The sequence below is a fragment of the Pseudomonas sp. GM21 genome (assembly GCF_000282215.1).
GTDB lineage: Bacteria > Pseudomonadota > Gammaproteobacteria > Pseudomonadales > Pseudomonadaceae > Aquipseudomonas.
The window spans coordinates 46,045-72,432 of the sequence record NZ_AKJS01000070.1 but is presented as its reverse complement, the minus strand read 5'-3'; the positions used below and the strand labels follow the sequence as shown (position 1 = coordinate 72,432).

Below are 26,388 nucleotides of genomic sequence, written 5' to 3'. Positions count from 1 at the left end.
CGTCTGTGCGTCGCCGTTTTGCCCACGCACGTTGACCATTATTCAGGGACCCGGACATGGAACTGGTTGTAAAAAGCGTTAGCCCAGAAACGTTGAAGACCGCCACTCTGGTCGTCGCCGTCGGCGAAGGCCGCAAGCTTGGCGCTGTGGCCAGACAATTGGACGAACTGAGTGGCGGCACCCTGAGTGCAGTGCTCAAGCGCGGCGATATCGCCGGCAAGGTTGGCCAGAGCCTGTTGCTGCATAGCCTGCCAAACCTCAAGGCTGAACGCGTTCTGCTGGTAGGCGTGGGCAAGGACGAAGAGCTCGGCGACCGCCCGTTCCGCAAAATCATTGCCGGCGTACTCAACACCCTCAAAGGCCTGGGCGGCAGTGATGCGGTACTGGCGCTGGATGAAGTCGTGGTCAAAGGCCGAGACAGCTACGGCAAAACCCGCCTGCTGGCAGAAACCCTGGTGGACGGCGAATACACCTTCGACCAGTTCAAGAGCCAGAAAGCCGAACCTCGCGCCCTGAAAAAAATCACCCTGCTGACCATCAAGGCTGCACAGGCTGAAGTCCAGCGTGCCGTGACCCACGCCACCGCAATTGCCAACGGCATGGCTTTCACCCGCAACCTGGGCAACCTGCCGCCGAACATCTGCCACCCGACGTTCCTCGGCGAGCAAGCCAAGAACCTTGGTAAAGAATTCAAAAGCCTGAAAGTCGAAGTCCTTGACGAGAAGAAGATCAAGGACCTGGGCATGGGCTCGTTCTACGCCGTAGGCCAGGGCAGCGCCCAGCCGCCGCGCCTGATCGTCATGCAATACAACGGCGGCAAAAAATCCGAGAAACCCTACGCCTTGGTCGGCAAAGGCATCACCTTCGACACTGGCGGCATCAGCCTGAAGCCGGGCGCCGGCATGGATGAAATGAAGTACGACATGGGTGGCGCCGCCAGCGTGTTTGGCACCCTGCGTGCCGTGCTTGAGCTCAGCCTGCCGATCAATCTGGTGTGCATCCTGGCCTGCGCCGAGAACATGCCGAGCGGCAACGCTTCGCGCCCGGGCGACATCGTCACCACCATGAGCGGCCAGACTGTGGAGATCCTCAACACCGACGCCGAAGGTCGTCTGGTGCTGTGCGATGCCCTGACCTACTCCGAGCGTTTCAAGCCGCAAGCCGTGATTGATATCGCGACCCTGACCGGCGCTTGCGTCGTGGCCTTGGGCTCCCACACTTCGGGCCTGCTGGGTAACAACGACGAATTGATCGGCCAATTGCTGAGCGCCGGCCAGACGGCTGACGACCGCGCCTGGCAATTGCCGTTGTTCGACGAATACCAGGAGCAACTGGACAGCCCGTTCGCCGACATCGCCAACATTGGCGGCCCGAAAGCCGGCACCATCACCGCTGCCTGCTTCCTGTCGCGCTTCACCAAAAACCTGAATTGGGCGCACCTGGACATCGCCGGCACCGCATGGACCAGCGGTGGCAAGGACAAGGGCGCCACTGGCCGTCCTGTGCCATTGCTGACCCAATACCTGCTGGACCGCGCCAAAGCCTGAAACCGATGACCTGGGTCGGCGTTGCTTTCCAGTAGCGCCGCCCTTGGCTCAGGAACCGCAATGACCAAAGTCGACTTCTATATCCTGCCCAGCGCCGATCCGTCGGCACGGCTGGATTTCGCCTGCAAGCTCACCGAAAAAGCCTGGCGCATGGGCCACCGCATTTACCTGCATTGCAGCGATGCCGCCCAGCGCGAGGAACTCGATGCCCGTTTGTGGGCTTTCAAGGGCGAAAGCTTCGTGCCTCATGGTCCTGTCGAAAGCGAGCCGGACGGTCTGATTGTGCTGGGACTGGGTGATGACTGTGGTCAGCACCAGGATTTGCTGGTCAATCTCGACCTGAAAGTGCCGGCATTCGCCAACAAGTTCGCCCGCGTGGCGGAAGTAGTAGTGGAAGATCCGACGATTCGTGCGGCTGCGCGGGAGAGTTTCCGTTTCTACCGCGAACAGGGCTATCCTCTGCAAGACCACCGTTTACAGCGACTCTGAGCATTCCGATGGACACTCCGAAACCGCAACAACAGTCCGCGCACTTACTGGACGACCTCGAGTCGATCCGCCAACTGCTCGGCGATGACAACCTGCAACCACCGCTGCTGACCGACACGGTCATTGACAGTGACCAGGAACAGATTCCCATGTTGTTCGAGGCTGTCGGCAATGCGCCGCAGCCGGTCGAACCGACACCGCCACCGGCTCCTGTCGCGCAACCTTCGTCGGAACCCAGCAAGGGCAATGATGCCTTGCTGCATCTGGACAGCGAACTGCGCGCTGCCGCGATGCTGATCATGCAAGACGTGATCGACGACTTCGCCCCGCATATTGAAACCGAGATCAAGCGCCGGCTGGATGCGCGGATGGAGCGGTTATTAAGTCAGTACGAATAACCCCTAAATCACCCACGGCAGTTCGCTGCCGTGCTTGCCACGTACAGCTTTCCCGTAGCTCGCAAGGACGATGGAATACCTGACCGCTTATCTGAACTGTTATTTCTGACAGTAGGCGCGCTCCTGAAAAACCGTAAGCGTGAACACCTCACACTTACTGCAGGAGACGTTGAAATGAGCGCCCCAACAATCTTCCAACCGATAACTAAACTCCCCCCCCCAAGACAAGCCTGTTTTTTTAGGCAAAGCGGCACCGGGGGGCGGTCGTTATCGCCTGCCAAACCGGGACCGGACTTGTTCTGGCCAGGACGACCGCAGATAACAATGGCTCCTGGCTAGCGCGATGCTCCATCAATTTGCCAGAAGGCCCATACTCCATTTCGGCCTACCCCGAAGGCACTTCGGAATATGCTGAAAACTTCCCTTTCATCGTAGAGGCATCCAACGGCAGTACAGCCATGCCCTACGGCAGCAAACCCATCATCAGCCAACCGACGCCCGACAACCGTCTCGGTGCCGTTCTGGATCAAAGGCACGGCAGCCCCCAACACCAAGTTGCGCGTGGCTCGCTCCGGTGGCGGGCTGGAACTGGGCACCGCCTATGTCCGGCCTGATGGCAGTTGGGAACTTCAGGTAACCCAGCAGCTCGCAGCCGGCAACTTCTCCGCAGCCACGGCACAGGTTGAAAACGGGACAGAGGTTTCCCCTTGGGAAATCGTCGACTTCAATGTTTCAAGCTAACCAACTGTTCGTGAAATGCTCTATCGAACAAAAAACAAGAGTGCCTTTTCGCTGATACAGGTCGATGAAGGCACATCTAATCCTAATCATAGGACACTCACAATGACTACCTCTTACGCTATCGCGCTCCCACCACGGTGACTTCCCTCCCCCCTCGCTCAAGGTCCAGGACGCCGCGCACGCCATTGTTTATGTATATAAAACACACGGCAGTATTTTTTCGGCAAGCTAACAGTCAACAAATATGGGGATTGGGTTCAACGCGGCGGGCGAGCGGGTATCGGGCTGGACGAGTGTCATACTGACCGTACATGCATAATAGATACCTGCAGAAATCACTCAAAAAGGTGGACAAAAACCGATGATCACCAGGCCTTTCCCATCGATATAGGAGACCAGTTAAAAAGTATCAACATCATCGGAAAATGCGCTTGAAGTGACGATAGTATTATGCGCACTCTAAGTGCCCGAGGCGGGCTGACATCGAAAACCAGCCATACAAAGCGCCAACTGTAAAAAACCTGAAACACTCCAATTAACAACCGAAAAAAGGGGAGACCAAAGTCTCCCCATTAAATAAACGCCTTCTATATGCGTACAATTTGATCATTAATCCTACCAACTAGGAGGAGGAACGCTTGCTACACCACTTTCCGGGTTATACGTATTGTTAGACGAAAGGCGCCACTTAGCGTCCCCTTTGGCTGCGGTAAACTCCAGATTGTTCCCCCCTGAAATTTGAGTCTCTGTACCGTCAACATTAATGACTTTCGAAAATTTGATCGTGAGGTTTTTTACAACAATCCTATTTGCAGCCGGCGTAACCTTACTCGTGCTTGGCAATTTCACTCCTTGCTCTGCCGCATAATCGTCATAAATATTTATTTCATACAAAACACCTGAATTGCTCATCTTAAATACCTTTTATAGACCGGGCATCAATAACATTCATCACAAGCATGAACTCGCTCATGCTAAAAACGGCCACTTATGCGAAATGTTTTTTTGCACCAATATAGTTTATTTTAACTCCCGACTCATCTGACTCGAAAGTTCAACAACCATAGCAACCCAGAAATACGACATCAACTGCTATAAATGACAGTTGACAAAATCAATTAACCAACCACCTTTAAACATCAAATCCAGCAATACTTATAATCAGACGCGCCATCCGCTCAGTCGCCTTTAAAAACAGCCATTTACTTTGGACACCACTTCAAATCTGCAATTTTATGGCCCTATTCTAAATTACAGTTCAATATAAAAATAAAGAATAGGTGCACTTCGTTTTATAACAAACTCATCTCACCGTTCTCCAAACTCTTCTCTACGACCCGCCAGAAAATAAAATCATGCACAGACAGAATGCCCGATGAAGGGATTGCCGGCGGGGCGTTGCGTCACTCGCCCTGCGCCCCATGCCCCGCTATACTTGCCGGCTTTTCCTGAATAAATGCCAATAGGGTCCCGCCGCGCATGGATAAGACCTACCAGCCGCACGCCATTGAAACTTCCTGGTACAACACCTGGGAGTCAGAGAATTACTTCGCCCCGCAAGGCGCGGGCGAGTCCTACACCATCATGATCCCGCCGCCGAACGTCACTGGCAGCCTGCACATGGGTCACGGTTTTAACAACGCGATCATGGACGCCCTGATCCGTTTCCGCCGCATGCAGGGTCGCAACACCCTGTGGCAGCCGGGCACCGACCACGCAGGTATCGCCACGCAAATGCTGGTGGAACGCCAACTCGAAGCCAAAGGCCAGAGCCGCCACGACTTGGGTCGCGAGAAATTCCTGGAGAAAATCTGGGAATGGAAGGATGAATCCGGCGGCAACATCAGCCGTCAGATCCGTCGCCTCGGCTCGTCCGTAGACTGGAGCCGTGAGCGCTTCACCATGGATGACGGCCTCTCGGAATCCGTAAAAGAAGCCTTCGTGCGCCTGCACGAAGACGGCCTGATCTACCGCGGCAAGCGTCTGGTCAACTGGGACACCAAGCTGCACACAGCGATTTCCGACCTTGAAGTGGAAAACCACGACGAGAAGGGTTTCCTGTGGAACCTCAAGTATCCGCTGGCCGACGGCGTAAAAACCGCTGAAGGCAATGACTACCTGATCGTCGCGACCACTCGTCCGGAAACCATGCTCGGCGACGCCGCCGTGGCGGTTAACCCGAACGATGAACGCTACAAAGCCCTGATCGGCAAATTTGTCGAGCTGCCGCTGGTCGGCCGCCGCATCCCGATCATCGCCGACGATTACTGCGACCCTGAATTCGGCACCGGCTGCGTGAAAATCACCCCGGCCCACGATTTCAACGACTACGAAGTCGGCAAACGCCACAACCTGCCTCTGCTGAACATCTTCGACAAGAACGCCGCCGTACTGCCGGCCTGCCAGGTGTTCAACCTCGACGGCACCTTGAACGAAAGCATCGACGGCAAGATCCCGGCCGAATACGCCGGCCTCGACCGTTTCGAAGCCCGCAAGCAGATTGTTGCTGCGTTCGACGCCGCCGGCCTGCTAGTCAGCGTCAATGATCACGCGCTGAAAGTGCCGAAAGGCGACCGCTCCGGCACAATCATCGAACCGTGGCTGACCGACCAGTGGTACGTATCGACCAAACCATTGGCCGAACCCGCGATTGCTGCCGTAGAAGACGGCCGCATCCAGTTCGTACCCAAGCAATACGAAAACATGTACTTCTCGTGGATGCGCGACATCCAGGATTGGTGCATCAGCCGTCAGTTGTGGTGGGGCCACCGGATTCCGGCCTGGTACGACGAGTCGGGCAAGGTCTACGTCGGTCGCGACGAAGCCGAAGTGCGTGCCAAGAACAACCTCGGCCCGGACGTTGCGCTGCAGCAGGACAACGACGTTCTCGATACCTGGTTCAGTTCGGGCTTGTGGACATTCTCCACGCTTGGCTGGCCTGAGCAGACCGAATTCCTGAAGAAATTCCACTCCACCGACGTGCTGGTGACCGGTTTCGACATCATTTTCTTCTGGGTCGCCCGGATGATCATGCTCACCATGCACTTGGTGAAAAACGAAGACGGCACGCCGCAGGTTCCATTCAAGACCGTTTATGTGCACGGTCTGGTGCGTGATGGCCAAGGCCAGAAGATGTCCAAGTCCAAGGGCAACGTCCTGGACCCGCTGGACATCATCGACGGCATCGAACTGGAAGAACTGGTGCAGAAACGCACGTCCGGCCTGATGCAGCCAAAACTGGCGAAGAAGATCGAGAAGCAGACCCGCGACGAGTTCGCCGACGGTATCGCCAGCTATGGCACCGACGCCCTGCGCTTCACCTTCTGCTCGCTGGCGTCCACCGGCCGTGACATCAAGTTCGACATGGGCCGCGTTGAAGGCTATCGCAACTTCTGCAACAAGATCTGGAACGCCGCGCGTTATGTTCTGGACAAGGGCGAAGACTGTGGCCAAAACGGCGAAGCCTACGAGCTGTCCCTGGCGGATCGCTGGATCATCTCGCAACTGCAACGCACCGAAGCCGAAGTGACCCGTCAACTCGACCAGTTCCGTTTCGACCTGGCGGCACAAGCCTTGTACGAGTTCATCTGGAACCAGTATTGCGACTGGTACCTGGAACTGTCCAAGCCTGTGCTGTGGGACGAAAACGCGCCGGTCGAACGTCAGCGCGGCACCCGCCGTACGCTGGTTCGCGTGCTGGAAGTTGCGCTGCGTCTGGCGCACCCGTTCATGCCGTTCATCACCGAAGAAATCTGGCAGCGCATCGCGCCGCTGGCCGGTATCGAAGGCAAGACGATCATGCTGCAACCTTGGCCAGTGGCCAATGAAGAGCGCATCGATCCGGCCGCCGAAGACGACATCGAATGGCTCAAGGAACTGATGCTCGGCACGCGTAACATCCGTGGCGAAATGAACATTGGCCCTGGCAAACCCCTGCCGATTTACCTGAAGAACGTCAGCACTGAAGATCAGCGTCGTCTCACCGAGAACGAAGCCTTGCTGAAGAAGCTGGCTCGCCTCGAATCGATCACGGTGTTAGCTGCCGGCGAAGAAGCACCACTGTCCGCCACGGCACTGGTTGGCGAGATGGAAGTGCTGGTGCCAATGGCCGGCCTCATAGACAAAGGTGCGGAACTGGCGCGTCTGGACAAGGAAATCCAGCGTCTGCAAGGTGAAGTTCAGCGCGTCGGTGGCAAGCTGTCGAACGCCGGTTTCGTGGACAAGGCCCCGGCTGAAGTCATCGAGAAAGAACGCGCCAAACTGGCTGAAGCTGAACAGGCTTTGGGCAAGTTGGCTGAGCAGCATGCGCGGATTGCCAGTTTGTAAAAGGGTAATGGCGTAAAGGAAAATGCCAGTCAGCTAAGTTGACTGGCATTTTTTGCTTCTGATCTGAGAATTCGAAGATTGGAACTTCATAACGCCCGGCTAAATATAATCCTCGCTTAGACGGGACAAGACGTCTGTAGTCACGCCCTACGCAAATTCGGCACTGTGGGAGCACTCGCCCAAGACGAGCGCCCCCAGGTTGTCGACGAACCATACGCCGACGACTTAAGTGTCTAAATCAACGGCGCCCTATATTGAATTCCCCCCAAGCCAGCCATGTGGCGTTATTGATGTTTCCATTGATGAAATTGTCCCGGTCAGACTCAAACACCCCGGCATTCGCGAGCACGCCAGTGACGAAGCAAATGACCGTATTCAAATCACCGACGTTAAAGAGCTGAGCGGCTCCTCCCTCCCTTATCAAGGACTTGCCATCGAAGGGGAAGTTTTTGATCGGATGGAGCGCATCGTCAACCAGATTTCTGACGGTTTTATCCAGTCCATTTATACCGCTTTTAATGAGCTGAGCAGGCTGCGCATACAATTTTGCGTAACCATTGAACAATCTTAACTGCCTCAGGGTAGGTACCATGCTAGACGTAGCTTTATGGATGAGGTTCCTGGCCACGGCCATGCCGGAGCGGGCCAGGTAAAGAGCAAATTGCCCGACTTTCTTGAGCAATGTCGCCACGCCACCAAAGACCGTCAACCCTAGTGACACCCAGCCCAAAATCGATGCCAGCTGGGGATTTGTATCGGCAATGACCACGGCAGTTATGGCGGTGGCAGCCGCAGCAATAGCCAGTCCGACCAAGGCAGCTGTCAGCAACAATGAGGCCCCCCCGGTCATTAAGGCAGTCATCACACCAATGCCCGACCAAATTATCGTACTGATCAACGCCCCGTGCTTGCCCAAGCTGAGTGGAGCAGGCGTGCGATCACCCCAATGACGGCGTAATCCCTCGCTCACCGCGCCGGAACCGACGTGGCCGCTGGGGTCTTGCACATTGGCGGGGTCTCCGTTGCAGTACCCATAGGCGTGATGGCCGCCCAAACCGAAGGGGCTGAGGCTATCCTGACTATTGAAGCGCCGGCTGTCCGGGTCATACCAGCGATATCCCTGACCCAGTGGGTACTGATCGTTGTCAGCGTCACGGTACTCGCCGTTGAAACCCAGTAACGAGTCTTTTTCGTCGGATGAGTGTTCGCCATAGGCGGTATAGGCATGATGCTTTATCGTTTCTGCCTGCACGTCGCAGCTGACCAATACTGATCCCTCGGCATCGCGCAGTTCTAACAAGGTCCTGTCTACCCCTGAACGCCTGACCAGCTGCACGGTACACGCAGCACTACCGGGGGACAGATGTCGGCCGGTGCCTGCTTCACTGAGGTGATACTCGCCGCGCACCTGAAGCCCGGAATAGATGATCTGACGTTGCTCCTCCCCTTTGCTGCAGATCATTAAGCGGTCCATGGGGTCGTAGGTAAAATGCCTCGACCCCGCCTGCGTCATCCGTCCCAACCAGTCATAGCTATAGGTTGTACCTTTCTGGTCTTTGGTCACCCGCCCTGCGCCGTCATAGACTAGGGTCCAAGGATGGGGATAGTCCGAATGGCTATGCGCAACTCTTTCAAGACGACAGCCATTTTTATCATCGTAGGTGTAGGTGCTCTCGCAGCTTCCTGTCCCGAATTGGGTAACACACTTAGTGATGTTCCCTAGCGCATCGTAGGTGAACGTCTGACTGTCGATGTCTTTGTTCTGCGGGTTTTTCGGCCGCCATACACCGGTGGTTGTGCAAGAGGCGAGCCGCCCACCCTCCGTGTAGTCCAGAACACGCGAGCCCAGAACTTCGCTACCTTTTTTCAGCTGGATCGTGTTTAAGCTGTTATTGAAGTTGTAGAAACGATGCAACGTCAGGTCAACCTTGTCGCCAAGCTTGAAGCTGCGGCAGATTTCGCGCTGTTGAGGATCGTAGTCGTAGCTCACTGTGAGACTCGTCTGGCCCTGCGTAATGATTTCCTCCTTCAAACGTCCAAAAGAATTGTAGGCATGCGTGGTATTCAGGTCGCTGCTTTCTGTCTTCTGCCGTTGCCCAAGATTGTTATAGTCGTACTTGATCTCATTACCCTGTACATCCACTTCACTGAGCAAGCGCCCGCCGAATGAATAGGTGCATTGGGCTTCTTTAGCGAGCGATGCTTGAGCCTCTTTAGTTGCCTGCGTTTGCGCTCGCTGCTTGCTTAATCGAGTGTTGAGATCGTGATCATATTTCAACAACCGCTCACCCTCGCCTGCCGTTGAGGTGAGTTGCGCACCATAGGCGTAGGTAAAACTCTTCTCGGTACCAGCCGCTGCGCTCACTTTACTCAAGCGATTGCCTAGTTCCTTGATGTATTCAAAGTTCAGCGTTGTGTCCTCGGCGGTTTTTTTCGAGCTAGGGACATTACTTGCGCCATCGTACGTGAAAGTTTCGGTAGAACTGCCTCGGGAAAACGAACTCACCCGCCCCCAACTGTCGAAGACGCGTTTACCCAATGTCCTTGTTACCCCATCAAACTCAATGTCGATCTGCTTGGCCTCACTGATCAGCCAGTGCAGGGGGTACTGGTAGCGGTAGGTATAAGTGAGTGCCGCGGCACCTTGCGCCTTACCTTTCTCCGAGTGTTGCTCACTCAACAAGCGTCCGAAACCATCGTAGGTATACGTGATAGTGATAATCCCGAACTCTGTGGTGGTCTGCAGCTGCGAGACCTGCCCGGCAGGGGTATAGGTGGCAGTCTGGGATTGATAAACCGTACCGACCGCATTTTTCCACTCGACCTTGGCAACGGTTTCATCGTCGTTGTAACTCGTGACCTTGGCATGTTTGTCAGCCGCGCCTCCGGTCCATTCCGTCCGGGTCATGGCCACAGGGTCGTAAATGTTGAATGTTTCCAGGCCATCGCTGTACAGACGACCGCATTCCTCATTCCAGGTGTCGTACTTCAGTTCGTGCCACTCGCTGACTTGGGTGCCGTCGGCCAAGTAATCATGGCGAGTTGTGCGCAACTCGCGGCCCAGCTTGTCATAGCTGACCTCCAGAACCAGACGCCATTCGGCCCATTCAGGTGTTTGCAAATACTCCTTGACCAGATTGCCCTGACCATCATGTTCGCTGGCGCGTTTCAAGCCATTGGGCTCTGTTACTTCCAAGCGCTCGGGGGATGGGTAGGCATAGGTGGTGGTCTGCTGGTAAGTGGGGCTTTGTGCACACGTAGTGTGAGTGGACAATCGACCGTAGGTATCGTAGCTATAGTCGGCCCGATTGCCGTCTTCATCGACCTGACGAATCAGACGGCCACTCAAAATGCTGTGAGTCTCTGAAGAGGTACGCGTATGCCCTTGTGCGTCGGTTTTTGTGGTCGTGGTAGTGAGTTCGGTGCCCTCCAGGGTATAGTCGAAGGTGCGTGCAGGCTCACCGATCCCCAATAATTCACCCTTACTTTCCGCGGAATCCAGGGTAACTTTCCGCTGACGCCCTTTGCGAAAGTCATCATCCTCGAAGTATTCGATCTGCTGACCAACAAAGGCAGCCTTCGTCATGTCTTGGGCAGCATTAATCATTTGTAAAACATAGGTGATCTTTTTTTCGCTCAGCCCCCAGATATGTTTGTAATTATAATATTTGAAAGCTGTACAATCCTTTATCGTTTTATACTGCCGCCCAAACCATTGATACTCCTTCTCAGGAAGAGAAAACGATGTTTCGGCACTAATGCCTTTTTGAATCACTTCAGCTTCAAGGTACTTTGAAAAAAAATCACCGGGCGCACGATCAAGCTTTTTTTTACCAACCGCGCCTTCCTGAAAACCCAATACAAGGTTGTAATCATTGTAATCTCCATTGCTTGAACCCAATTCCCCGGCGTTTTCCCCCAGCAAAATCCCATAGACTGTTCGCGCCCTGCTAAGCGCTTGGTAAATAGAGTCGGAGTGATACCACTCTGAGCATTCACCACACTGAGAATTCGAAAGAATTTCCGCGTTGCCGCCAAACTTGCTCGACACTGTTTTTTTACGAGTTTTATTATCTTTCTGATACGTGACTATCGTTGAGCGCACTGACTCGTTAAATAAGCTCGTCGTATATTTCGTTGTGACTGAAGCCCTCTCTTGCGTCGTCGTCTCCTGGAACAATTCATGGCGATCATCGTACTTATAAACAGTCTCGCGAATTGAGTTATCAGCTACCTGCTCTGGGGTCGGGGAGACTCCCGAGGCACCCAACCAAACCGTGGTGGCGTAACTTTTAGAATCAAGACGATCATAGGAGTAATAAGTTTTAACCTCTGTCGTGCTTCCGCGCGGTGTCAACGTATGGGAGCGAACACTGGGAAGCGTTGACAACTTGGGGTTATCGTCAAACGCCAGTCCGACGTCTTCATAGGCGACTGTTTCTTTAAGACCTTCAAAACTGTTGAACTCGTTCAACAACCAACCGCAGGTGGCATGATCCTGATAACCGAAGGTACATGTTGTGCCATTCGCAGCGGTCACTGATTTAAGCGCATAATCCTCAAGGGCAAGATTGAAGCTCAGTTTTTCAGAGGCATCGTCGGGCCAGAAGTTGATTTCGACTGATGCCGGGGTGTATTCCGCCTTGAGCAGAACACGTAAAGCATCCTTGATTTGTGTCAATTTAATTTGATGGTGAGTGCTCTCGCCTATCACATGAGCTGTCGCAATCCAGCTCAGTGTCAGAAAGTTGTAACCATCGGTCGTCAGCGTTTCTGGCATATAAATCTGGGTATCACCCAGCTGTTTCAGAACTTCGGCCCTGCCATCCCGGCGTAGTACCGTCAGTATTCCCTGATCCCAGGTGACAATGACGGCTGGCTGCTCCAGATCCTTGTTTTCCACACGTAGCACTTCGCCCGAGTGCAACGTCAACTGCTGGTTTTTTTCATAGTAATGGGTAAAGGCGAAGGACCAACCGTCTCCCAGGGCCGCCGCGTTGTTGACTACCGGGGTGTAGAAAAGGCTCATATCCACCACCGGCCCGGCACCCGTATTACCGGTCACCGACGGTAACGGCACATACACTTCAAACAAACCTGTTCGCGGGTCAACTGTGTTTCGCTTTTGAGTGGTGGCATTAAAAATCGCGTGGTTCTGCGAATCGCTAGGGTCGATGCCCATGATGTTATGTTCCATGACTCACCTCTGGTTATTCATTCACCCCAGTTCCGGGGATATTTGTGAAATATTGACAATATGGCGATTTTAAATTGGCTTGCCGATATTCAGATACTTAGCAGCGAGAGCCACACCCTTAGCCTGAGCGCCAACCAGGAATAAAAATCGCGCATATTTAATAACCTTCTTAGTTACTTGATCTCAAGAAACAGTAACGGTTTTGCCCCACATAAAAATGAACATCGTGAAAAATCATGCCTACTACTAGATCCGGCCGATCAGTTGACCAGCATAAACAACGCCATCGATCAGTCGTTAAACCACTTCATTCATGACGTGCTTGAAGGAGCGATATTCCGCTGCCCACCAGAAAGAGCGCCAGGGGTGATAGCACCCGCGACAGTGCACGTAACCAGAACGTATTGAGCTACCGAAAAAGTTGATCTCATTCCGAAGCTTTGTTAACCGCGAAAGCTTGACCTGACAACTACAACCAAAAATCCGGCAACTGTTAGATCAAGCTTTGGATTTCCTATCTGGCTATAAAATTCAAACTAGATACTGACCACACCGCTAGCTGCAGAAGTATTTGATACAACTTTCCATTTTACAGAAGACCTATCATAAATAAACTTCGCCGAGCCTCCCTGACCGACAGGAACTTCGGAAGGTTCGACATTATTCCCAGCTACATATATCCCCCCGCCAGCAGCCGCAACCGTGATGGTCGTACCGTTGGTAATATCCCCCTGAGGAAGTGCAACTCCGCAGTCGTGCCCAAGCAAATTATAAAGAGTCTCTCCTGCATTCTCATAATCCGTCAGAATTAGTCGCTTCCTGTCATTTTCCGAAAGGGCATAAATTTCTACACGCACTGTCTTCATGTTTGTATCCTCATATATATCGCGCAACAAAAATACCAACTTTAAAGATGGCGTATAATTCACCATCATTGACCAGAACAAAAAACTTGTTCTGCGCTCGATAATAGTTGAGACATCAAGGCGCGCCCACTGTCAAAAGTACTAGTTCGTACAGAACAATTCGAAATAACAAAAAAAATTCAGAACCTATTCACATAAAATTCACGCGTTACTGAAGGCGGCGAGAAAGCGCGCATGAAAAGCAGTTTCAGAACAATGAATGTGTGACAATGACCGCCACTTTGAGCCAACACCAGAATCAACATGACCGCCCCTACCACGCCTGAACCTTCGCGCAAGAAGCCTAAAACAGCAGCCACGGCCAACCCCGTCGCGCCGCGAAAAGAGGCCAGCCTGCACCCGCGCAACCGCCATCAGGGTCGCTACGACTTCCCCGCGCTGATCAAAACCACGCCGGAACTGGCGAAGTTCGTGATCATCAATCCGTACGGCAAGGAAAGCATCGACTTCGCCAGCCCCGACGCGGTACGTGTGTTCAACCGGGCGTTGCTCAAGTCGTTTTACGGCATCGCGCATTGGGACATCCCGGCTGATTACCTCTGCCCGCCGGTTCCGGGACGTGCCGATTACGTGCACTTCCTCGCCGACCTGCTGGCCAGCGTCAATGACGGTGAAATCCCTCGTGGCGCGCCGGTCAAGGTGCTTGACATCGGCATGGGCGCCAACTGCGTCTATCCGTTGATAGGCTACAGCGACTACCGCTGGCACTTCCTCGGTTCGGAAATCGACCCTACGGCCGTCGCCGCCGCCAAAGCCATTGTGCAGTCCAACGGGTTGAACAAAGCCATCCAGTTGCGCCAGCAAAGCAATCCCAAGCACATCCTGCTGGGCCTGCTGGAACCGGGCGAGCGCTTTGACCTGACCATGTGCAACCCGCCGTTCCACGCCTCGATGGACGAAGCGACCAAGGGCAGCGAGCGTAAATGGCGCGCCCTGGGCCGTGCCGACCCGAAACGCAAACTGCCGGTGCTGAACTTCGGCGGCCAATCGGCGGAGTTGTGGTGTGAAGGTGGCGAAGCGCGGTTTGTGACGCAGTTGATCGCCGAAAGTGCGAGTTTCCAGCACAAAGTGCTGTGGTTCAGCACCCTGGTGTCGAAAGCTTCTAACCTGCCTGCGATCCAGACAGCCCTCAAAAAGGCTGGCGTGCTGGAAAGCCAGGTGGTGGAAATGTCCCAAGGCCAGAAGCAAAGCCGCTTCGTCGCCTGGACGTTCCAGACCAAATCCGAGCAAAAAGTCTGGCGCGAACGCTGGGTTAAAAAAAGCTGAGTAACTGACCGACACAAATCAACTGTGGGAGCGAGCCGGCTCCGGGCGGCGTTCCGACGAAGGGGCCGTCCCAGCTGACATTGATGCTGAATGTCAGATCGCTTTCGCGAGCAGGCTCGCTCCCACATTGGTTTAGCGCTGTTGGTAGTAAATCACAGACACAAAAAAACCGTGCCCGGATTGCTCCGGAGCACGGTTTTTTTATAACAAGTCTTACTTGTTAACAGCGTCGGTCAGGCCTTTGGCCACAACCAGCTTGATAACTTTCTTGGCAGCGATTTCGATGGCAGCGCCAGTCGAAGGGTTACGGCCAGTACGGGCAGGACGCTCAGTCACTTTCAGTTTGCCGATACCTGGCAGAGTGATTTCGCCGCCGTTTTCCAGCTGATCAGCAACGATTTGGCCCAGTTGGTCCAGAGCGTTACGCGCGGTGGTTTTTGGCGCGTCGATAGCTTCAGCGATGTCGGCGATCAGTTGGTCTTTAGTAAGAGCCATGTAGTGTTCCTTCCCTATCAAATTCATATGGATTGCAGAGTGCAGTGTCAGCCATCGAGCCCGATCTTCTGGATCTGGCACCCTCGGCCAATAACCACTGGATCGGGGTTATAGATGCCGAAATCAGGGTTTGGTTCGACCTGACAAATGCTGAATGCACGCTTAACGCAGTGACTTCGCGTAAGACCGGGCAAAACTAGCACAGCGACGGGGAAATATCCGCCTCTAGCTACCCATTTGGTCAGCTTTATTGCTCTAAAACGGGAAAAAAGCGCATAAGCGCCGCCGGTCGCCCCGGATTTGCCCTTCATGCCGCGCCCAAACCAGTGGATACGGTACACTGGGCACTTTTTCGGGGAGCACGCCCTCCTCTCTTCAATCAGCCGAGAAGCCCATGCCGATCCGTCATTGCATCGTCCACCTGATCGACAAAAAACCCGACGGCACGCCCGCAGTTCTTCACGCCCGCGACTCCGAACTGGCCGAGTCGAGCGCCATCGAGAACATGCTGGCCGACCTCAACGAAAGCTATAACGCCAAACAAGGCAAGGCCTGGGGTTTTTTCCATGCCGAATCCGGGGCGCACCCGTTCAGCGGCTGGCTGAAGGAATACTTCGAGGGCGGCAAGGACTTCACGGCCTTCAGCCGGGTAGCGGTGGAACATCTGCAAAAGCTGATGGAAGAGTCGAACCTCTCAGTGGGCGGCCACGTGCTATTCGCGCATTACCAGCAAGGCATGACCGATTACCTGGCGATCGCCCTCCTGCACCACAGTGAAGGCGTTGCAGTGACCGATCAGCTGGATGTCACCCCGTCCCGGCACCTGGATTTGGGCCAGTTGCACCTGGCGGCGCGAATCAACGTGTCCGAGTGGCAAAACAACAAGCAGTCCAAGCAGTACATTTCGTTCATCAAAGGCAAAAACGGCAAGAAGGTGTCGGAGTATTTCCGCGACTTCATCGGCTGCCAGGAAGGTGTCGACGGCCCTGGCGAAACCCGCACCCTGCTCAAGGCTTTCAGCGACTTCGTAGAAAGTGAAGACCTGCCGGAAGAGTCCGCCCGCGAGAAAACCAAGACCCTGGTGGATTACGCCAGCAGTCAGGCCAAGCTCGGCGAGCCCATGGGCCTGGAAGAACTCTCGGAGCTGATCGACGAAGAGCGCCCGAAAGCGTTCTACGATCACATCCGCAACAAGGATTACGGCCTGTCTCCGGAAATTCCGGCGGACAAGCGCACCCTGAATCAATTCCGTCGCTTCACCGGTCGTGCGGAAGGCCTGTCCATCAGCTTTGAAGCGCACCTGCTGGGTTCGAAGATCGAGTACGACGAAGAAGCCGGCACGCTGATCATCAAGGGCCTGCCGACGCAGTTGACCGATCAGCTCAAGCGACGCAACTGATGCTCAACGGCATCCTCAAAAAATTCCTGCTGATCTTGCTGGTGGTCGTGGTTTATCAGAACTGGGGCAAGATCGAGCGGGTGTTCAACCCTTCGCTAGTGGTGTCGGAGCAGACACAGGCCAAGGCCAACGTCGTGCTCTATGCCACTGACTGGTGCGGTTACTGCAAACTGACCCGGCGCTTTCTCGATCAGAAAGGCATTCCGTACAAGGAATTCGATATCGAGAAAGACACCGAGGCGCGCACGGCTTATGACGCGCTGGGTGGTGGAGGGATTCCGATCATCGACGTGAACGGCACGCTGATTCGCGGGTATGACCCGGACGCCATCCTCGCCGCACTGAAATAATTCATACAACCCTTGTGGTGAGGGAGCCTTGCCCTCTCACCACAAGAGTATGGGCATCAGTGTTTTTCGATGCGGAATCCAAAGCGTGGAAAGTGCACATGCACCACACCGCCGCGCTCGTCTTCACGGCGCAGAATCAGTTCTTCGGTGCCCGCAAACAGCAACTCGCCCGCCACCGGGTCAACACCATAATCAGTGGCGGAGATCACCACCTGCTGGCCAGTCTCAAAACCATTCGGCTCGTCGAACTGTTCGTCCGGCAACCTGGCTGGCGTGGCATTACGCGCCACCTCCAGCGCCTCCTCGGACGTCATCTCGCTCGACGCACCATGACCGAAGCCCATCACCCGCCCAAACCAGGCCGAAACAGCCGGATAGGCATCAACCAGCGGTGAAGTGACCGGCGTTGCTTTCAGGAACCACATTGGATGAGCCAGGGCAAAGTCGGCAATCGATGGTTCGCCGAACAAAAAGTCACCCTGCTCACGCTGAAGTTGCTGCTCCAGACGCGCCATGATCGTCGGCCATTGATGCTTCGCCTGCTCGGTGGACAACTTGGTAGCGCTGCCACCGCTGAACAGGCCAGCGCGGTCGACGAGGAACGCCTTGATCGCTTCCGGTGGCAAATGGCCGAAACGCACCGCGATCGATTCCGGCTGAAATACCAGACTGACCGCATGCTGGAACACGACCGAATCAGCCCAGGCCGCGAAAGTCGCAGCAATCATTTCCTGACCTTCCGGGAAGAACGCGGGCAGGGCTTTTTCCTGCTCAAGGCGACGGGCGATCAGTGACGTGTCACAGTAAATATCCGCGCCAATCTGCAACACCGGCGTCTTGCGGTAGCCACCGGTCAAGGCGGTCAGATCGGGTTTGGGCATCACCGGCGAGATTTTCACCGAGCGCCAGGACAGCCCTTTGAAACCCAACAGCAGGCGAGCCTTTTCAGCAAAAGGGGACGTCGGGTAATGATGAAGAATCAACTCGGACATGCTCGGCTCCGCCGCACGGATTAGGAATCCGCAGCTTAACGCGCAATCAGCAAGCGGCCTACAGATCTACCTGATGGACGCTTATCAGTCAGGTTGATAAGCCCACAGCGGCACTCGCGACCAGACATTCCTTGGCGCTTTTTTTGAGTTTTTTGATCAGTCGCTCCTGACGCAGCGCTTCACTTTTGTCGCGGCAGATTTCCGTGTAGACGAGCGCCACGGCGGGGCTGGAAAGGAAAAACCGCGCCCCCTTGCCGCTCTTGTGAGTAGCGAAGCGACGCACGGGATCGTCGCTGATCCCGCAGTAGAGCGAGCCATTGGCCGCGCGCACGAGGTAGACGAACCAGGGTTTGCTGGCGGGCAGCGTCGCTTCGGCGGCAATGTCGGAAGATTCGTTCAGGGTGCTCACGTGACGATCAAGGCTTGTAGGAAACAAGCCGCGATCTTATCAGCGACTGGCCTGGAATGCCTTCAGCCCCTTCAGAGCCTGAGCGCGAACGGCGTTTCTGACCAGGGGCGTCCATCCCAGAACCAACCCTTTAAGACCCAGTGCCTGACGGGACCAGGTCCACAGATCAAAGCTGTCGTGATGTTCGCAAATCTTGCCATCGCGAAACACGAAACGTGCCTGAATGTCGTTGACCACGGTGTTGCCGGTCTGGCTGAACAGATAGGTGGCAACCCAGTGAGCGCCGCCGGCGCGCTCGTCAGATCGCACGTTGTCGAAAGTCAGTGAAAAATCCTTGGCCCGGGTCGTGAGCATGCGCCACATGTCGCCGGCATCGCGGCCGCGCAGTTCGCCGAACGCTGGATCACTGAACACCACATCGTCGGTGTAGCAGGCGCTCATGGCCTCGGCATCCAGGCGCTGGAAAGCCTGGTAAAACCGGGTGATCAATTCGCTGTGGGCATCACTCATGGGCAGACTCCCTGTGCTTGCAAAAATGACTTCGTAAGATGGTCTGCACGATAGTCTGCCACGGTGCGAAACACTATCGGCATTCGTGGGCCGAATACCGACAGTGCGGGAGGCATCAGACCTTTTCGCTTTCGACCTGAACGTACAGCGAACGCCCGGCGCCGAGGCCGGCGATGATCGCACTGAGGCCGATCACGCCGAAGATCCAGCCCACCGCCGTCCAGCCGCCAGTCCAGTCATGCACGATACCGACCGCGAACGGCCCCATCGATGCCAGGGTGTAGCCGAAACCCTGGGCCATGCTCGACAGGTTGGCCGCGACATGAGAATCGCGCGAACGCAGCACGATCAGGGTCAACGCCAGACTGAACGTAGCGCCCTGCCCCAGACCCAGCAGAATCGCCCAGCCCCACAGGCCTTCAATCGGCGCATAAAGACAGCCGAACAGACCGCCGAGGGTCAACACCATGACCACGACAATGGCCAACCGCTGATCCTTGCCGCGTGTCGCCAGCCAAGGCGCCACGAGCGAACTGGCCAACTGGACGATCACCGAACCGGACAACACCAGACCAGCCTGAGTCGGTGTCAGACCGCGACCAATCAGGATCGACGGCAACCAGCCAAATACGATGTAGGCCAGGGACGATTGCAGGCCCATGTACAAGGTCACTTGCCAGGCCAGCGGATCGCGCAGCAGTCCGCGAACGCGGTAAGCGACGTTGTGTGTGCCGTGCTTCTGTCCACCCACTTGCGGCAACCAGAAGATCGCCGCGACCAGCGCCGGCAGTACCCAGAAGCCCAGGCCCATAGCCCAGCTCTTGTCGAAATGTTCACTCAACGGCACGGTTGCGCCGGCTGCCATCGCGGCCCCCAAACACAACGCCATGGTGTAGACACCAGTCATGGTGCCGGCCTGCTTCGGGAAGTCGCGCTTGACGATGCCCGGCAACAACACACCGATCACACCGATGCTCGCACCCGCCAGCACGCTACCGGCAAACAAGCCGACCTCGCCAAACGAGCTGCGCAAAATGATTCCGCCCGCCAGCGTCAGCAGAATCCCCAACACCACCCGCTCTGCGCCAAAACGGCGCGCCAGCACCGGCGCCAATGGCGCGAACAAGCCAAGGCACAAGACCGGCAATGTCGTCAGCAAACCGGCTTGCGCAGCCGACAGACCGAGGGTCTTCGAGATCTCGCTGAGCATCGGCGCCATGCTCGACAGTGCCGGGCGCAGGTTCAACGCCACGAGGATCAGCCCCAGTAACAACAGCCATGGCCGACGCAGGATCGGGTGGCTCTGCTGGACCTGTTCGTCATCGGCCTCGGCATCGATCAGCAGCTCTTCGAGTTCCGCCGTGCGCTTGGGGTGAATGAGGTCGCGATCGCTACTGGGCATGGACTTCTCGGTTTCAAGGTTCATTGATCAATTGCCTCGACAGGGCTTTGGCCCGTTCCGGGTCCCGTTGCTCGACGGCATCCAGCAGTTCGATGTGCAGGTCGAATACTTCCTGGCGTCGCGGGGTGATATTCAAGGTCTGGCGCAATTGCGCGCCGACGACGCTGGAGAAATAGCGATACAGCTCGCTGAGCGTCGGGTTGTGCGCGGCATCCACCAGACGACGGTGGAACACCAGGTCGCAGGCGATGTAACTGTCGAGATCGCCGTGATAGTGGCTGCCGCTGACCCCGAGCGCTTCGCGCAAGGCCACCAGGTCTTCCTCGGTTCGGCGCAACGCCGCAAGTCCGATGGCTTCGACTTCAAGGATGTGCCGTGTCTCACGGGCCTGCTCGTGGGAACACCGGGACAACGCTTTCAGGGTGTCCAGCGGATCAATCACGGCTCGCAGGTAGCTGCCGTCGCCCTGACGGATGTCGATCAACCCGGAAAATGCCAACACCCGCATGGCTTCGCGCACGGTGTTGCGGCTGATGCCCAACTCGGTCGCCAGTTCCGGCTCGGTAGGCAAGCGCTGGCCGACGACCCAGACGCCGTCGTTAATGCGCCGGCGCAGTTGGTCAAGCGCCTGGTCGACCAAGGATCGCTTGGTCAATGGAGAAATGTCTGACATAGGATTCGCCCTTTCATCCAATCATAGGATGAATTTTCTGACATGTTAGTCAGCTTCATGTAGGACGGCAACCACCTACCGTCTAAGGGCAGGAAAAGGAGCGGGATTTTCGATTGGTCAAAATTACCCTTTAAGGGTAATTTAAGGGATAGGGTTTTTGGCTTCTTATGGAAAAGAACACACCCCATTACGACTTGGCGGTGGTCAAGGCAGAAGTCCGCAGGATGGGAAGCAAAGCATTCACAATGACCGCTCGGGAAGGCGGCCGAAAAATGTCCTTGAGCATCCGTCAGATGCTTCAAATTATTTACCTGCTGGAGTACCGGATGCTGCACAAGTCGATGACTACCTATGGCGATCATCGGGTTTGGCAGGACGTGTACCACACAACATTCCAGCATCGGGAGATTTACATCAAAGTGACTTACCGCCCCGGCGGTGGGCATCCGGTGATCTCCTTCAAGGAGAAGAATCAATGAAAACTCAACAATGCGTCAGTTGTGGCACTCACAACGGTATGCATCACTTTGAAGGACGCACGCTCACTGTCGACTACAAACAGGTAGCTCGGCTGGTGCACGACATCGTCGGATGGGAATGCCAGGTCTGCGGAGAAATCGAATTTGATCACGACACCGACAGCGCCGAGCGCTACTCCGACGCCAGCGATCAATTGCTTGAAAACTACTTCCAAGTGATGGCTGCGGAGATGAAACGTATCCGCCGTAAACTGCATCTCACACAAAAAGACGCTGTTAAATTGCTGTCGGGCGCGGGTCACAACGCTTTTTCCCGCTACGAGCGCGGCGAAATTCCACCTCCTCAAGCGTTGTTTACGCTGATGTGCCTGCTGGATCGGCATCCTCACCTGCTGGCTGAAATACAAGCCATGAACGAAGGTTCCGACTTGAAGAGATTGCTGGCGGCACGCTTCCCGGAGCAGGAAACTGTACTAGCGTCCTGACCTCAAATCTCAGCCAAAAATAAACCCGGAACATTGTCCGGGTTTATTTCACCGCCAAGCTTCGATCAATGCAGAATCTGGCTCAGGAACATCTTGGTCCGCTCGTTCTGCGGGTTATCGAAGAAGTCGTTCGGCGCCGCTTGTTCGACGATTTCACCCTTGTCCATGAAGATCACACGGTTGGCCACGGTGCGGGCAAAGCCCATTTCGTGCGTCACGCAGAGCATGGTCATGCCGTCTTCCGCCAAGCCGATCATGGTGTCCAGCACCTCTTTCACCATCTCGGGGTCGAGCGCCGAAGTCGGTTCGTCGAACAGCATGATTTTCGGCTTCATGCACAGCGCGCGGGCAATCGCCACACGCTGCTGCTGACCACCGGACAGTTGCCCCGGGAATTTATGCGCCTGCTCCGGAATGCGTACGCGCTCCAGGTAGTGCATGGCGATTTCCTCAGCCTGACGCTTGGGCATTTTGCGTACCCACATCGGCGCCAGTGTGCAGTTCTGCAGGATGGTCAGGTGCGGGAACAGGTTGAAGTGCTGGAACACCATGCCGACTTCACGGCGGACCGATTCGATCTGCTTGAGGTCGTTGGTCAGCTCCACGCCGTCGACCACGATGCGCCCCTGCTGGTGTTCTTCCAGCCGGTTGAGGCAACGGATGGTGGTGGACTTGCCGGAACCCGACGGGCCGCACAACACGATACGCTCGCCCTGCTTGACGTTCAGGTTGATGTCTTTCAAGACGTGGAACTGGCCGTACCACTTGTTGACGCCCTGCATCTGAATAATGCCTTCAGGGCTCACAGGCTTTTTGATTGCTTCACTCATCACAAAACTCCTAACGCTTGTGGCCAGTATCCAGCTTGCGTTCCAAATGCATGGAATAGCGGGACATACCAAAACAGAAAATCCAGAACACCAGGGCCGCGAACACGTAGCCTTCAGTGGCCATGCCCAACCATTTCGGGTCGGCGGCGGCTTGTTTGACGCTGTTGAGCAGGTCGAACAGGCCGATGATGATCACCAGGCTTGTGTCCTTGAACAGCGCAATGAAGGTGTTGACGATGCCTGGGATCACCAGCTTCAGGGCTTGCGGCAGAATCACCAGGCCCATGCTGCGCCAGTAACCGAGGCCCATCGCGGCTGCGGCTTCGTATTGACCTTTCGGAATCGCTTGCAGACCACCGCGCACCACTTCGGCCACGTAGGCCGACTGGAACAGGATCACGCCGATCAGCGCCCGCAACAATTTGTCGAAGTTCATGCCTTCGGGCAGGAACAACGGCAACATCACCGAAGACATGAACAGCACCGTGATCAACGGCACGCCGCGCCAGAATTCGATAAAGGTCACGCAGACCACACGAATAGCCGGCATGTTCGAACGACGGCCCAATGCCAAGACAATACCCAGCGGCAGAGCGCCAGCGATACCGACCGTCGCGATCACCAGGGTCAGCATCAGGCCGCCCCATTGGCTGGTCGCCACGGTGCTCAAGCCCAATACGCCACCGTGCAGCAGGCACCACGAAATGATCGGGTACAGCACCAGGAAGCTCAGGCCATACACCGCTTTATGGTGAAAACGCGAGATGAACAGGGGCGCCACGCCAATGACTGCCAGCCACACGGTCAGGTCCACGCGCCAGCGTAGTTCCGGCGGGTAGTAGCCGTACATGAACTGACCAAAACGCTGCTGGATGAACACCCAGCAGGCGCCCTCCTTGGTGCAGTCAGCCTGGCTGGTGCCAACCCAGTTGGCATCAAGGATTGCCCAGTGCAGGATCGGCGGGATAACCAGGTAAATCAGGTAGAACGCAAACAGGGTCAGCAGGGTGTTGATCCAGCTGGAGAACATGTTGGCGCGCATCCACGCCACGACACCGATACTGCGGTTCGGTGGCGGCATGTCAGGTTTGAAAGTATGAGTGCTCATGCGCTTTTCCTTACCGCTCGATCAGCGCAATGCGCTTGTTGTACCAGTTCATCAGCAGGGAAATGCTGATACTGATCGCCAGGTACACGCTCATGGTGATCGCAATCACCTCGATCGCCTGCCCGGTCTGGTTCAGCACCGTACCGGCAAACAACGAAACCATTTCCGGATAACCGATACCGGCCGCCAGCGAGGAGTTCTTCGCCAGGTTCAGGTATTGGCTGGTGAGCGGTGGAATAATCACGCGCAGGGCTTGCGGGATGATGACCTTGCGCAGGGTCGGACCGTTGCGCAGGCCGAGCGAGTGCGCCGCTTCGGTCTGGCCGTGGCTGACCGACTTGATGCCCGAGCGCACGATCTCGGCGATGAATGCCGCGGTGTACACCGTCAAGGCCAGGGTCAATGCCAGCAGTTCCGGGATCAGCACCCAGCCACCGACGAAGTTGAAACCCTTGAGCTGCGGCATCTCCCAATGCACAGGCGCGCCGAAGATCAAAGCGCACAGCGCAGGAATCACCAGAAACAGCGCCAGGCCGACCCAGAACTTGTGGAACGGCACGCCCGTCGCTTCGAAGCGTTTGGTCGCCCAACGGCTCATCAGCACGATGGCGACAATGGCCACAACGATGCTGACCACAAACGGCCAGAAACCGTCCGCGATCAATGCTGCGGGCATGTTCAGGCCGCGACTGCTGACGAAGAAGGTGTCGCCGAAGTTATGGCTGTTGCGCGGCCCCGGCATGGTCAGGAATACCGCGAAGTACCAGAACAGGATTTGCAGCAGTGGCGGAATATTGCGGAAGACTTCCACATAAACAGTTGCCAGCTTGGCGATGATCCAGTTCTTGGACAGTCGTGACACCCCGACGATAAACCCGAGGATCGTCGCCAGGATTACGCCGATGAAGGTCACCAGCAACGTATTGAGCAGGCCGATGACAAACACCCGGGCATAGCTGTCCGATTCGGTGTAGTCGATCAGGGTTTGAGCGATGCCGAAACCGGCACTGCGCTCCAGAAAGTCGAAACCGGAGGTAATGCCCCGGTGTTGAAGGTTGGTCTGTGTGTTGTCGAACAGATACCAGCCCATCGAGACCACCGCCACAATGGTGATGATCTGAAATACCCACGCACGCACTTTAGGATCGCTGAGGCTGAGCCTCTGCTTTGGTGCGCCGATTGAATTTTGCATGAAGTGCCCCGGATGTAATGGAACAGAACATCACCCGGCGGTTGGCCCGCCGGGTGATAGAACCATCAGCGCACTGGTGGTGCGTATTGAATGCCGCCAGCGCTCCACAAGGCGTTCAGCCCGCGGTCGATTTCCAGCGGAGTGTTCTTGCCGAGGTTTTTCTCGAACACTTCGCCATAGTTGCCGACTTGTTTGACGATCTGGACGACCCAGTCCTTTTTCACTTTCAGGTCTTTGCCGTATTCACCATCGGTACCCAGCAGACGGGCAACGTCAGGGTTCTTGGTGGACTTGGCTTCAGCTTCGACGTTTTTCGAAGTGATGCCGGCCTCCTCAGCGTTGAGCATGGCGTAGCCAACCCAGCGCGCGATGGCCAGCCACTCGTCGTCGCCATTACGCACGACCGGGCCCAGCGGCTCCTTGGAGATGGTTTCCGGCAGTACCACGTAATCCTTCGGCGAGGCCAGCTTGCTGCGCTGGGCAAACAGCTGGGACTTGTCGGAAGTCAGAACGTCGCAACGACCGGATTCCAGCGACTTGGCGCTTTCGTCGGAGGTGTCGAAAGTGATCGGGGTGTATTTCAGACCGTTACCGCGGAAGTAGTCGGAAACGTTCAGCTCGGTGGTGGTACCGGCCTGGATGCAGATGGTAGCACCGTCCAGTTCCTTGGCACTCTTGACGCCCAGCTTGTTGTTAACCAGGAAGCCGATGCCGTCGTAGTAGGTGATAAAGCCAGGAAACTTCAGGCCCATGCCCGAGTCACGGGAGCTGGTCATGGTGGTGTTGCGCGACAGAATGTCGATTTCGCCCGACTGCAGCGCGGTGAAACGCTCTTTGGCGTTCAACTGACTGAATTTGACTTTGGTCGCGTCGCCGAAAATGGCCGCCGCTACAGCACGGCAATAGTCAGCATCGATACCGACGATCTTGCCCGTGGAGTCCGGAACCGAGAAGCCCGGCAGACCGTCACTCACACCACACTGTACGAAACCTTTTTTCTGCACTGCATCCAGGGTTGCACCCGCCTGAGCGAACCCGCTGATACCGAGTACTGCGGCTGCAGTCACGATAGCCAGGGTGGATTTCAACATCTTCATTCAAACCTCCAGTTTTGCTCTTGTTGTGTCGGAGCTGAGTCCTGTCGCACCCTTTTGAGGCGTAATCAACCCGTTTT

General features: G+C 55.8%; 23 protein-coding genes. 10 read left to right on the top strand and 13 right to left on the bottom strand.

Annotated elements, in window-relative coordinates; genetic code table 11:
• Nucleotides 1–56: 56 nt before the first annotated feature.
• The 4 genes from PMI22_RS19025 (at nucleotide 57) to PMI22_RS0129310 (ending at nucleotide 3,175) form a co-directional block, all read left to right on the top strand.
• Nucleotides 57–1,547 (top strand): leucyl aminopeptidase, encoded by a 1,491-nt coding sequence (locus PMI22_RS19025; RefSeq protein ID WP_007944840.1) that lies wholly within the window; start codon nucleotides 57–59, stop codon nucleotides 1,545–1,547.
• Nucleotides 1,548–1,607: 60 nt separating this feature from the next.
• On the top strand, nucleotides 1,608–2,036 hold the full coding sequence (locus PMI22_RS19030; RefSeq protein WP_007944839.1) for a DNA polymerase III subunit chi: 429 nt from the start codon (nucleotides 1,608–1,610) through the stop codon (nucleotides 2,034–2,036).
• Nucleotides 2,037–2,044: 8 nt separating this feature from the next.
• Nucleotides 2,045–2,434: a hypothetical protein gene (locus PMI22_RS19035; protein WP_007944838.1), complete on the top strand. Its 390-nt coding sequence runs from the start codon at nucleotides 2,045–2,047 to the stop codon at nucleotides 2,432–2,434.
• Between the two features lie 513 nt (nucleotides 2,435–2,947).
• A complete protein-coding gene (locus PMI22_RS0129310) occupies nucleotides 2,948–3,175 on the top strand; it encodes a hypothetical protein (RefSeq protein ID WP_033049083.1) in 228 nt (75 codons plus the stop codon).
• A gap of 615 nt (nucleotides 3,176–3,790) precedes the next feature.
• Here PMI22_RS0129310 and PMI22_RS31335 read toward each other — a convergent pair.
• Nucleotides 3,791–4,087 carry a hypothetical protein gene (locus PMI22_RS31335; protein WP_157214421.1) on the bottom strand — a complete coding sequence of 99 codons (297 nt, stop codon included), beginning with the start codon at nucleotides 4,085–4,087 and terminating at the stop codon, nucleotides 3,791–3,793.
• 567 nt (nucleotides 4,088–4,654) lie between these two features.
• Here PMI22_RS31335 and PMI22_RS19040 point away from each other — a divergent pair.
• The gene (locus tag PMI22_RS19040; RefSeq protein ID WP_007944837.1) at nucleotides 4,655–7,501 is read left to right on the top strand and encodes a valine--tRNA ligase; all 2,847 of its coding nucleotides are present in this window, start codon (nucleotides 4,655–4,657) and stop codon (nucleotides 7,499–7,501) included.
• Between the two features lie 238 nt (nucleotides 7,502–7,739).
• Here PMI22_RS19040 and PMI22_RS19045 read toward each other — a convergent pair whose 3' ends face one another.
• Together PMI22_RS19045 and PMI22_RS0129305 are read right to left on the bottom strand one after the other, a co-directional pair.
• Nucleotides 7,740–12,698 (bottom strand): RHS repeat domain-containing protein, encoded by a 4,959-nt coding sequence (locus PMI22_RS19045; RefSeq protein WP_007944836.1) that lies wholly within the window; start codon nucleotides 12,696–12,698, stop codon nucleotides 7,740–7,742.
• Between the two features lie 536 nt (nucleotides 12,699–13,234).
• Nucleotides 13,235–13,564 carry a hypothetical protein gene (locus tag PMI22_RS0129305; RefSeq protein WP_157214420.1) on the bottom strand — a complete coding sequence of 110 codons (330 nt, stop codon included), beginning with the start codon at nucleotides 13,562–13,564 and terminating at the stop codon, nucleotides 13,235–13,237.
• A 303-nt stretch (nucleotides 13,565–13,867) separates the two neighbouring features.
• On the opposite strand from PMI22_RS0129305, the gene rlmF reads away from it, so the two are divergent.
• Nucleotides 13,868–14,890: a 23S rRNA (adenine(1618)-N(6))-methyltransferase RlmF gene (gene rlmF / locus PMI22_RS19050; protein WP_007944835.1), complete on the top strand. Its 1,023-nt coding sequence runs from the start codon at nucleotides 13,868–13,870 to the stop codon at nucleotides 14,888–14,890.
• A gap of 213 nt (nucleotides 14,891–15,103) precedes the next feature.
• Here the strand turns inward: rlmF and PMI22_RS19055 are convergent, their stop codons facing one another.
• Nucleotides 15,104–15,385 (bottom strand): HU family DNA-binding protein, encoded by a 282-nt coding sequence (locus PMI22_RS19055; protein ID WP_007905514.1) that lies wholly within the window; start codon nucleotides 15,383–15,385, stop codon nucleotides 15,104–15,106.
• 394 nt (nucleotides 15,386–15,779) lie between these two features.
• On the opposite strand from PMI22_RS19055, the gene yejK reads away from it, so the two are divergent.
• Both yejK and PMI22_RS19065 read left to right on the top strand, forming a co-directional pair.
• Nucleotides 15,780–16,784, top strand: coding sequence for a nucleoid-associated protein YejK (yejK, locus tag PMI22_RS19060; RefSeq protein WP_007944833.1), 1,005 nt, complete (start codon nucleotides 15,780–15,782; stop codon nucleotides 16,782–16,784).
• Nucleotides 16,784–17,134, top strand: a complete 351-nt coding sequence (locus PMI22_RS19065; RefSeq protein ID WP_007944832.1) for a glutaredoxin family protein — start codon at nucleotides 16,784–16,786, stop codon at nucleotides 17,132–17,134. Before yejK ends, PMI22_RS19065 begins: the two co-directional genes overlap by 1 nt.
• Nucleotides 17,135–17,190: 56 nt before the next feature.
• On the opposite strand, the gene PMI22_RS19070 is transcribed toward PMI22_RS19065, so the two are convergent.
• The 5 genes from PMI22_RS19070 to PMI22_RS19090 all read right to left on the bottom strand — a co-directional run bounded on the left by PMI22_RS19070 (nucleotide 17,191) and on the right by PMI22_RS19090 (nucleotide 21,120).
• Nucleotides 17,191–18,126 (bottom strand): glutathione S-transferase family protein, encoded by a 936-nt coding sequence (locus PMI22_RS19070; protein WP_007944831.1) that lies wholly within the window; start codon nucleotides 18,124–18,126, stop codon nucleotides 17,191–17,193.
• Between the two features lie 88 nt (nucleotides 18,127–18,214).
• Nucleotides 18,215–18,535, bottom strand: coding sequence for a GIY-YIG nuclease family protein (locus PMI22_RS19075; protein WP_007944830.1), 321 nt, complete (start codon nucleotides 18,533–18,535; stop codon nucleotides 18,215–18,217).
• A gap of 39 nt (nucleotides 18,536–18,574) precedes the next feature.
• A complete protein-coding gene (locus tag PMI22_RS19080) occupies nucleotides 18,575–19,045 on the bottom strand; it encodes a nuclear transport factor 2 family protein (RefSeq protein ID WP_007944829.1) in 471 nt (156 codons plus the stop codon).
• Between the two features lie 115 nt (nucleotides 19,046–19,160).
• On the bottom strand, nucleotides 19,161–20,471 hold the full coding sequence (locus PMI22_RS19085) for a CynX/NimT family MFS transporter (protein ID WP_007944827.1): 1,311 nt from the start codon (nucleotides 20,469–20,471) through the stop codon (nucleotides 19,161–19,163).
• The gene (locus PMI22_RS19090) at nucleotides 20,461–21,120 is read right to left on the bottom strand and encodes a FadR/GntR family transcriptional regulator (protein ID WP_007944826.1); all 660 of its coding nucleotides are present in this window, start codon (nucleotides 21,118–21,120) and stop codon (nucleotides 20,461–20,463) included. The genes PMI22_RS19085 and PMI22_RS19090 overlap by 11 nt, the downstream gene beginning before the upstream one ends.
• A gap of 167 nt (nucleotides 21,121–21,287) precedes the next feature.
• Between PMI22_RS19090 and PMI22_RS19095 the strand changes: the two genes are divergently transcribed.
• Nucleotides 21,288–21,599: a type II toxin-antitoxin system MqsR family toxin gene (locus tag PMI22_RS19095; protein ID WP_007944825.1), complete on the top strand. Its 312-nt coding sequence runs from the start codon at nucleotides 21,288–21,290 to the stop codon at nucleotides 21,597–21,599.
• Nucleotides 21,596–22,084 (top strand): type II toxin-antitoxin system MqsA family antitoxin, encoded by a 489-nt coding sequence (locus PMI22_RS19100; RefSeq protein WP_007944824.1) that lies wholly within the window; start codon nucleotides 21,596–21,598, stop codon nucleotides 22,082–22,084. The genes PMI22_RS19095 and PMI22_RS19100 overlap by 4 nt, the downstream gene beginning before the upstream one ends.
• A 65-nt stretch (nucleotides 22,085–22,149) precedes the next feature.
• Here PMI22_RS19100 and PMI22_RS19105 read toward each other — a convergent pair whose 3' ends face one another.
• The 4 genes from PMI22_RS19105 to PMI22_RS19120 all read right to left on the bottom strand — a co-directional run bounded on the left by PMI22_RS19105 (nucleotide 22,150) and on the right by PMI22_RS19120 (nucleotide 26,311).
• Nucleotides 22,150–22,914, bottom strand: coding sequence for an amino acid ABC transporter ATP-binding protein (locus tag PMI22_RS19105; RefSeq protein ID WP_007944823.1), 765 nt, complete (start codon nucleotides 22,912–22,914; stop codon nucleotides 22,150–22,152).
• A gap of 10 nt (nucleotides 22,915–22,924) precedes the next feature.
• Nucleotides 22,925–24,022, bottom strand: coding sequence for an amino acid ABC transporter permease (locus PMI22_RS19110; RefSeq protein ID WP_007944822.1), 1,098 nt, complete (start codon nucleotides 24,020–24,022; stop codon nucleotides 22,925–22,927).
• 10 nt (nucleotides 24,023–24,032) lie between these two features.
• Entirely contained in the window at nucleotides 24,033–25,214 is a 1,182-nt protein-coding gene (locus PMI22_RS19115; protein ID WP_007944821.1) for an amino acid ABC transporter permease, read from the bottom strand.
• 65 nt (nucleotides 25,215–25,279) lie between these two features.
• Nucleotides 25,280–26,311 carry an amino acid ABC transporter substrate-binding protein gene (locus PMI22_RS19120; protein WP_007944820.1) on the bottom strand — a complete coding sequence of 344 codons (1,032 nt, stop codon included), beginning with the start codon at nucleotides 26,309–26,311 and terminating at the stop codon, nucleotides 25,280–25,282.
• Between the last annotated feature and the right edge of the window lie 77 nt (nucleotides 26,312–26,388).

Excerpts from the sequence above, each read along its gene's own strand:
- PMI22_RS19025 (WP_007944840.1), top strand. The coding sequence starts at position 57 with ATGGAACTGGTTGTAAAAAGCGTTAGCCCAGAAACGTTGAAGACCGCC.
- PMI22_RS19030 (WP_007944839.1), top strand. The coding sequence starts at position 1,608 with ATGACCAAAGTCGACTTCTATATCCTGCCCAGCGCCGATCCGTCGGCA.
- PMI22_RS19035 (WP_007944838.1), top strand. The coding sequence starts at position 2,045 with ATGGACACTCCGAAACCGCAACAACAGTCCGCGCACTTACTGGACGAC.
- PMI22_RS31335 (WP_157214421.1), bottom strand. The coding sequence starts at position 4,087 with ATGAGCAATTCAGGTGTTTTGTATGAAATAAATATTTATGACGATTAT.
- PMI22_RS19040 (WP_007944837.1), top strand. The coding sequence starts at position 4,655 with ATGGATAAGACCTACCAGCCGCACGCCATTGAAACTTCCTGGTACAAC.
- PMI22_RS19045 (WP_007944836.1), bottom strand. The coding sequence starts at position 12,698 with ATGGAACATAACATCATGGGCATCGACCCTAGCGATTCGCAGAACCAC.
- PMI22_RS0129305 (WP_157214420.1), bottom strand. The coding sequence starts at position 13,564 with ATGAAGACAGTGCGTGTAGAAATTTATGCCCTTTCGGAAAATGACAGG.
- rlmF (WP_007944835.1), top strand. The coding sequence starts at position 13,868 with ATGACCGCCCCTACCACGCCTGAACCTTCGCGCAAGAAGCCTAAAACA.
- PMI22_RS19055 (WP_007905514.1), bottom strand. The coding sequence starts at position 15,385 with ATGGCTCTTACTAAAGACCAACTGATCGCCGACATCGCTGAAGCTATC.
- yejK (WP_007944833.1), top strand. The coding sequence starts at position 15,780 with ATGCCGATCCGTCATTGCATCGTCCACCTGATCGACAAAAAACCCGAC.
- PMI22_RS19065 (WP_007944832.1), top strand. The coding sequence starts at position 16,784 with ATGCTCAACGGCATCCTCAAAAAATTCCTGCTGATCTTGCTGGTGGTC.
- PMI22_RS19070 (WP_007944831.1), bottom strand. The coding sequence starts at position 18,126 with ATGTCCGAGTTGATTCTTCATCATTACCCGACGTCCCCTTTTGCTGAA.
- PMI22_RS19080 (WP_007944829.1), bottom strand. The coding sequence starts at position 19,045 with ATGAGTGATGCCCACAGCGAATTGATCACCCGGTTTTACCAGGCTTTC.
- PMI22_RS19085 (WP_007944827.1), bottom strand. The coding sequence starts at position 20,471 with ATGAACCTTGAAACCGAGAAGTCCATGCCCAGTAGCGATCGCGACCTC.
- PMI22_RS19090 (WP_007944826.1), bottom strand. The coding sequence starts at position 21,120 with ATGTCAGACATTTCTCCATTGACCAAGCGATCCTTGGTCGACCAGGCG.
- PMI22_RS19095 (WP_007944825.1), top strand. The coding sequence starts at position 21,288 with ATGGAAAAGAACACACCCCATTACGACTTGGCGGTGGTCAAGGCAGAA.
- PMI22_RS19100 (WP_007944824.1), top strand. The coding sequence starts at position 21,596 with ATGAAAACTCAACAATGCGTCAGTTGTGGCACTCACAACGGTATGCAT.
- PMI22_RS19105 (WP_007944823.1), bottom strand. The coding sequence starts at position 22,914 with ATGAGTGAAGCAATCAAAAAGCCTGTGAGCCCTGAAGGCATTATTCAG.
- PMI22_RS19110 (WP_007944822.1), bottom strand. The coding sequence starts at position 24,022 with ATGAGCACTCATACTTTCAAACCTGACATGCCGCCACCGAACCGCAGT.
- PMI22_RS19115 (WP_007944821.1), bottom strand. The coding sequence starts at position 25,214 with ATGCAAAATTCAATCGGCGCACCAAAGCAGAGGCTCAGCCTCAGCGAT.
- PMI22_RS19120 (WP_007944820.1), bottom strand. The coding sequence starts at position 26,311 with ATGAAGATGTTGAAATCCACCCTGGCTATCGTGACTGCAGCCGCAGTA.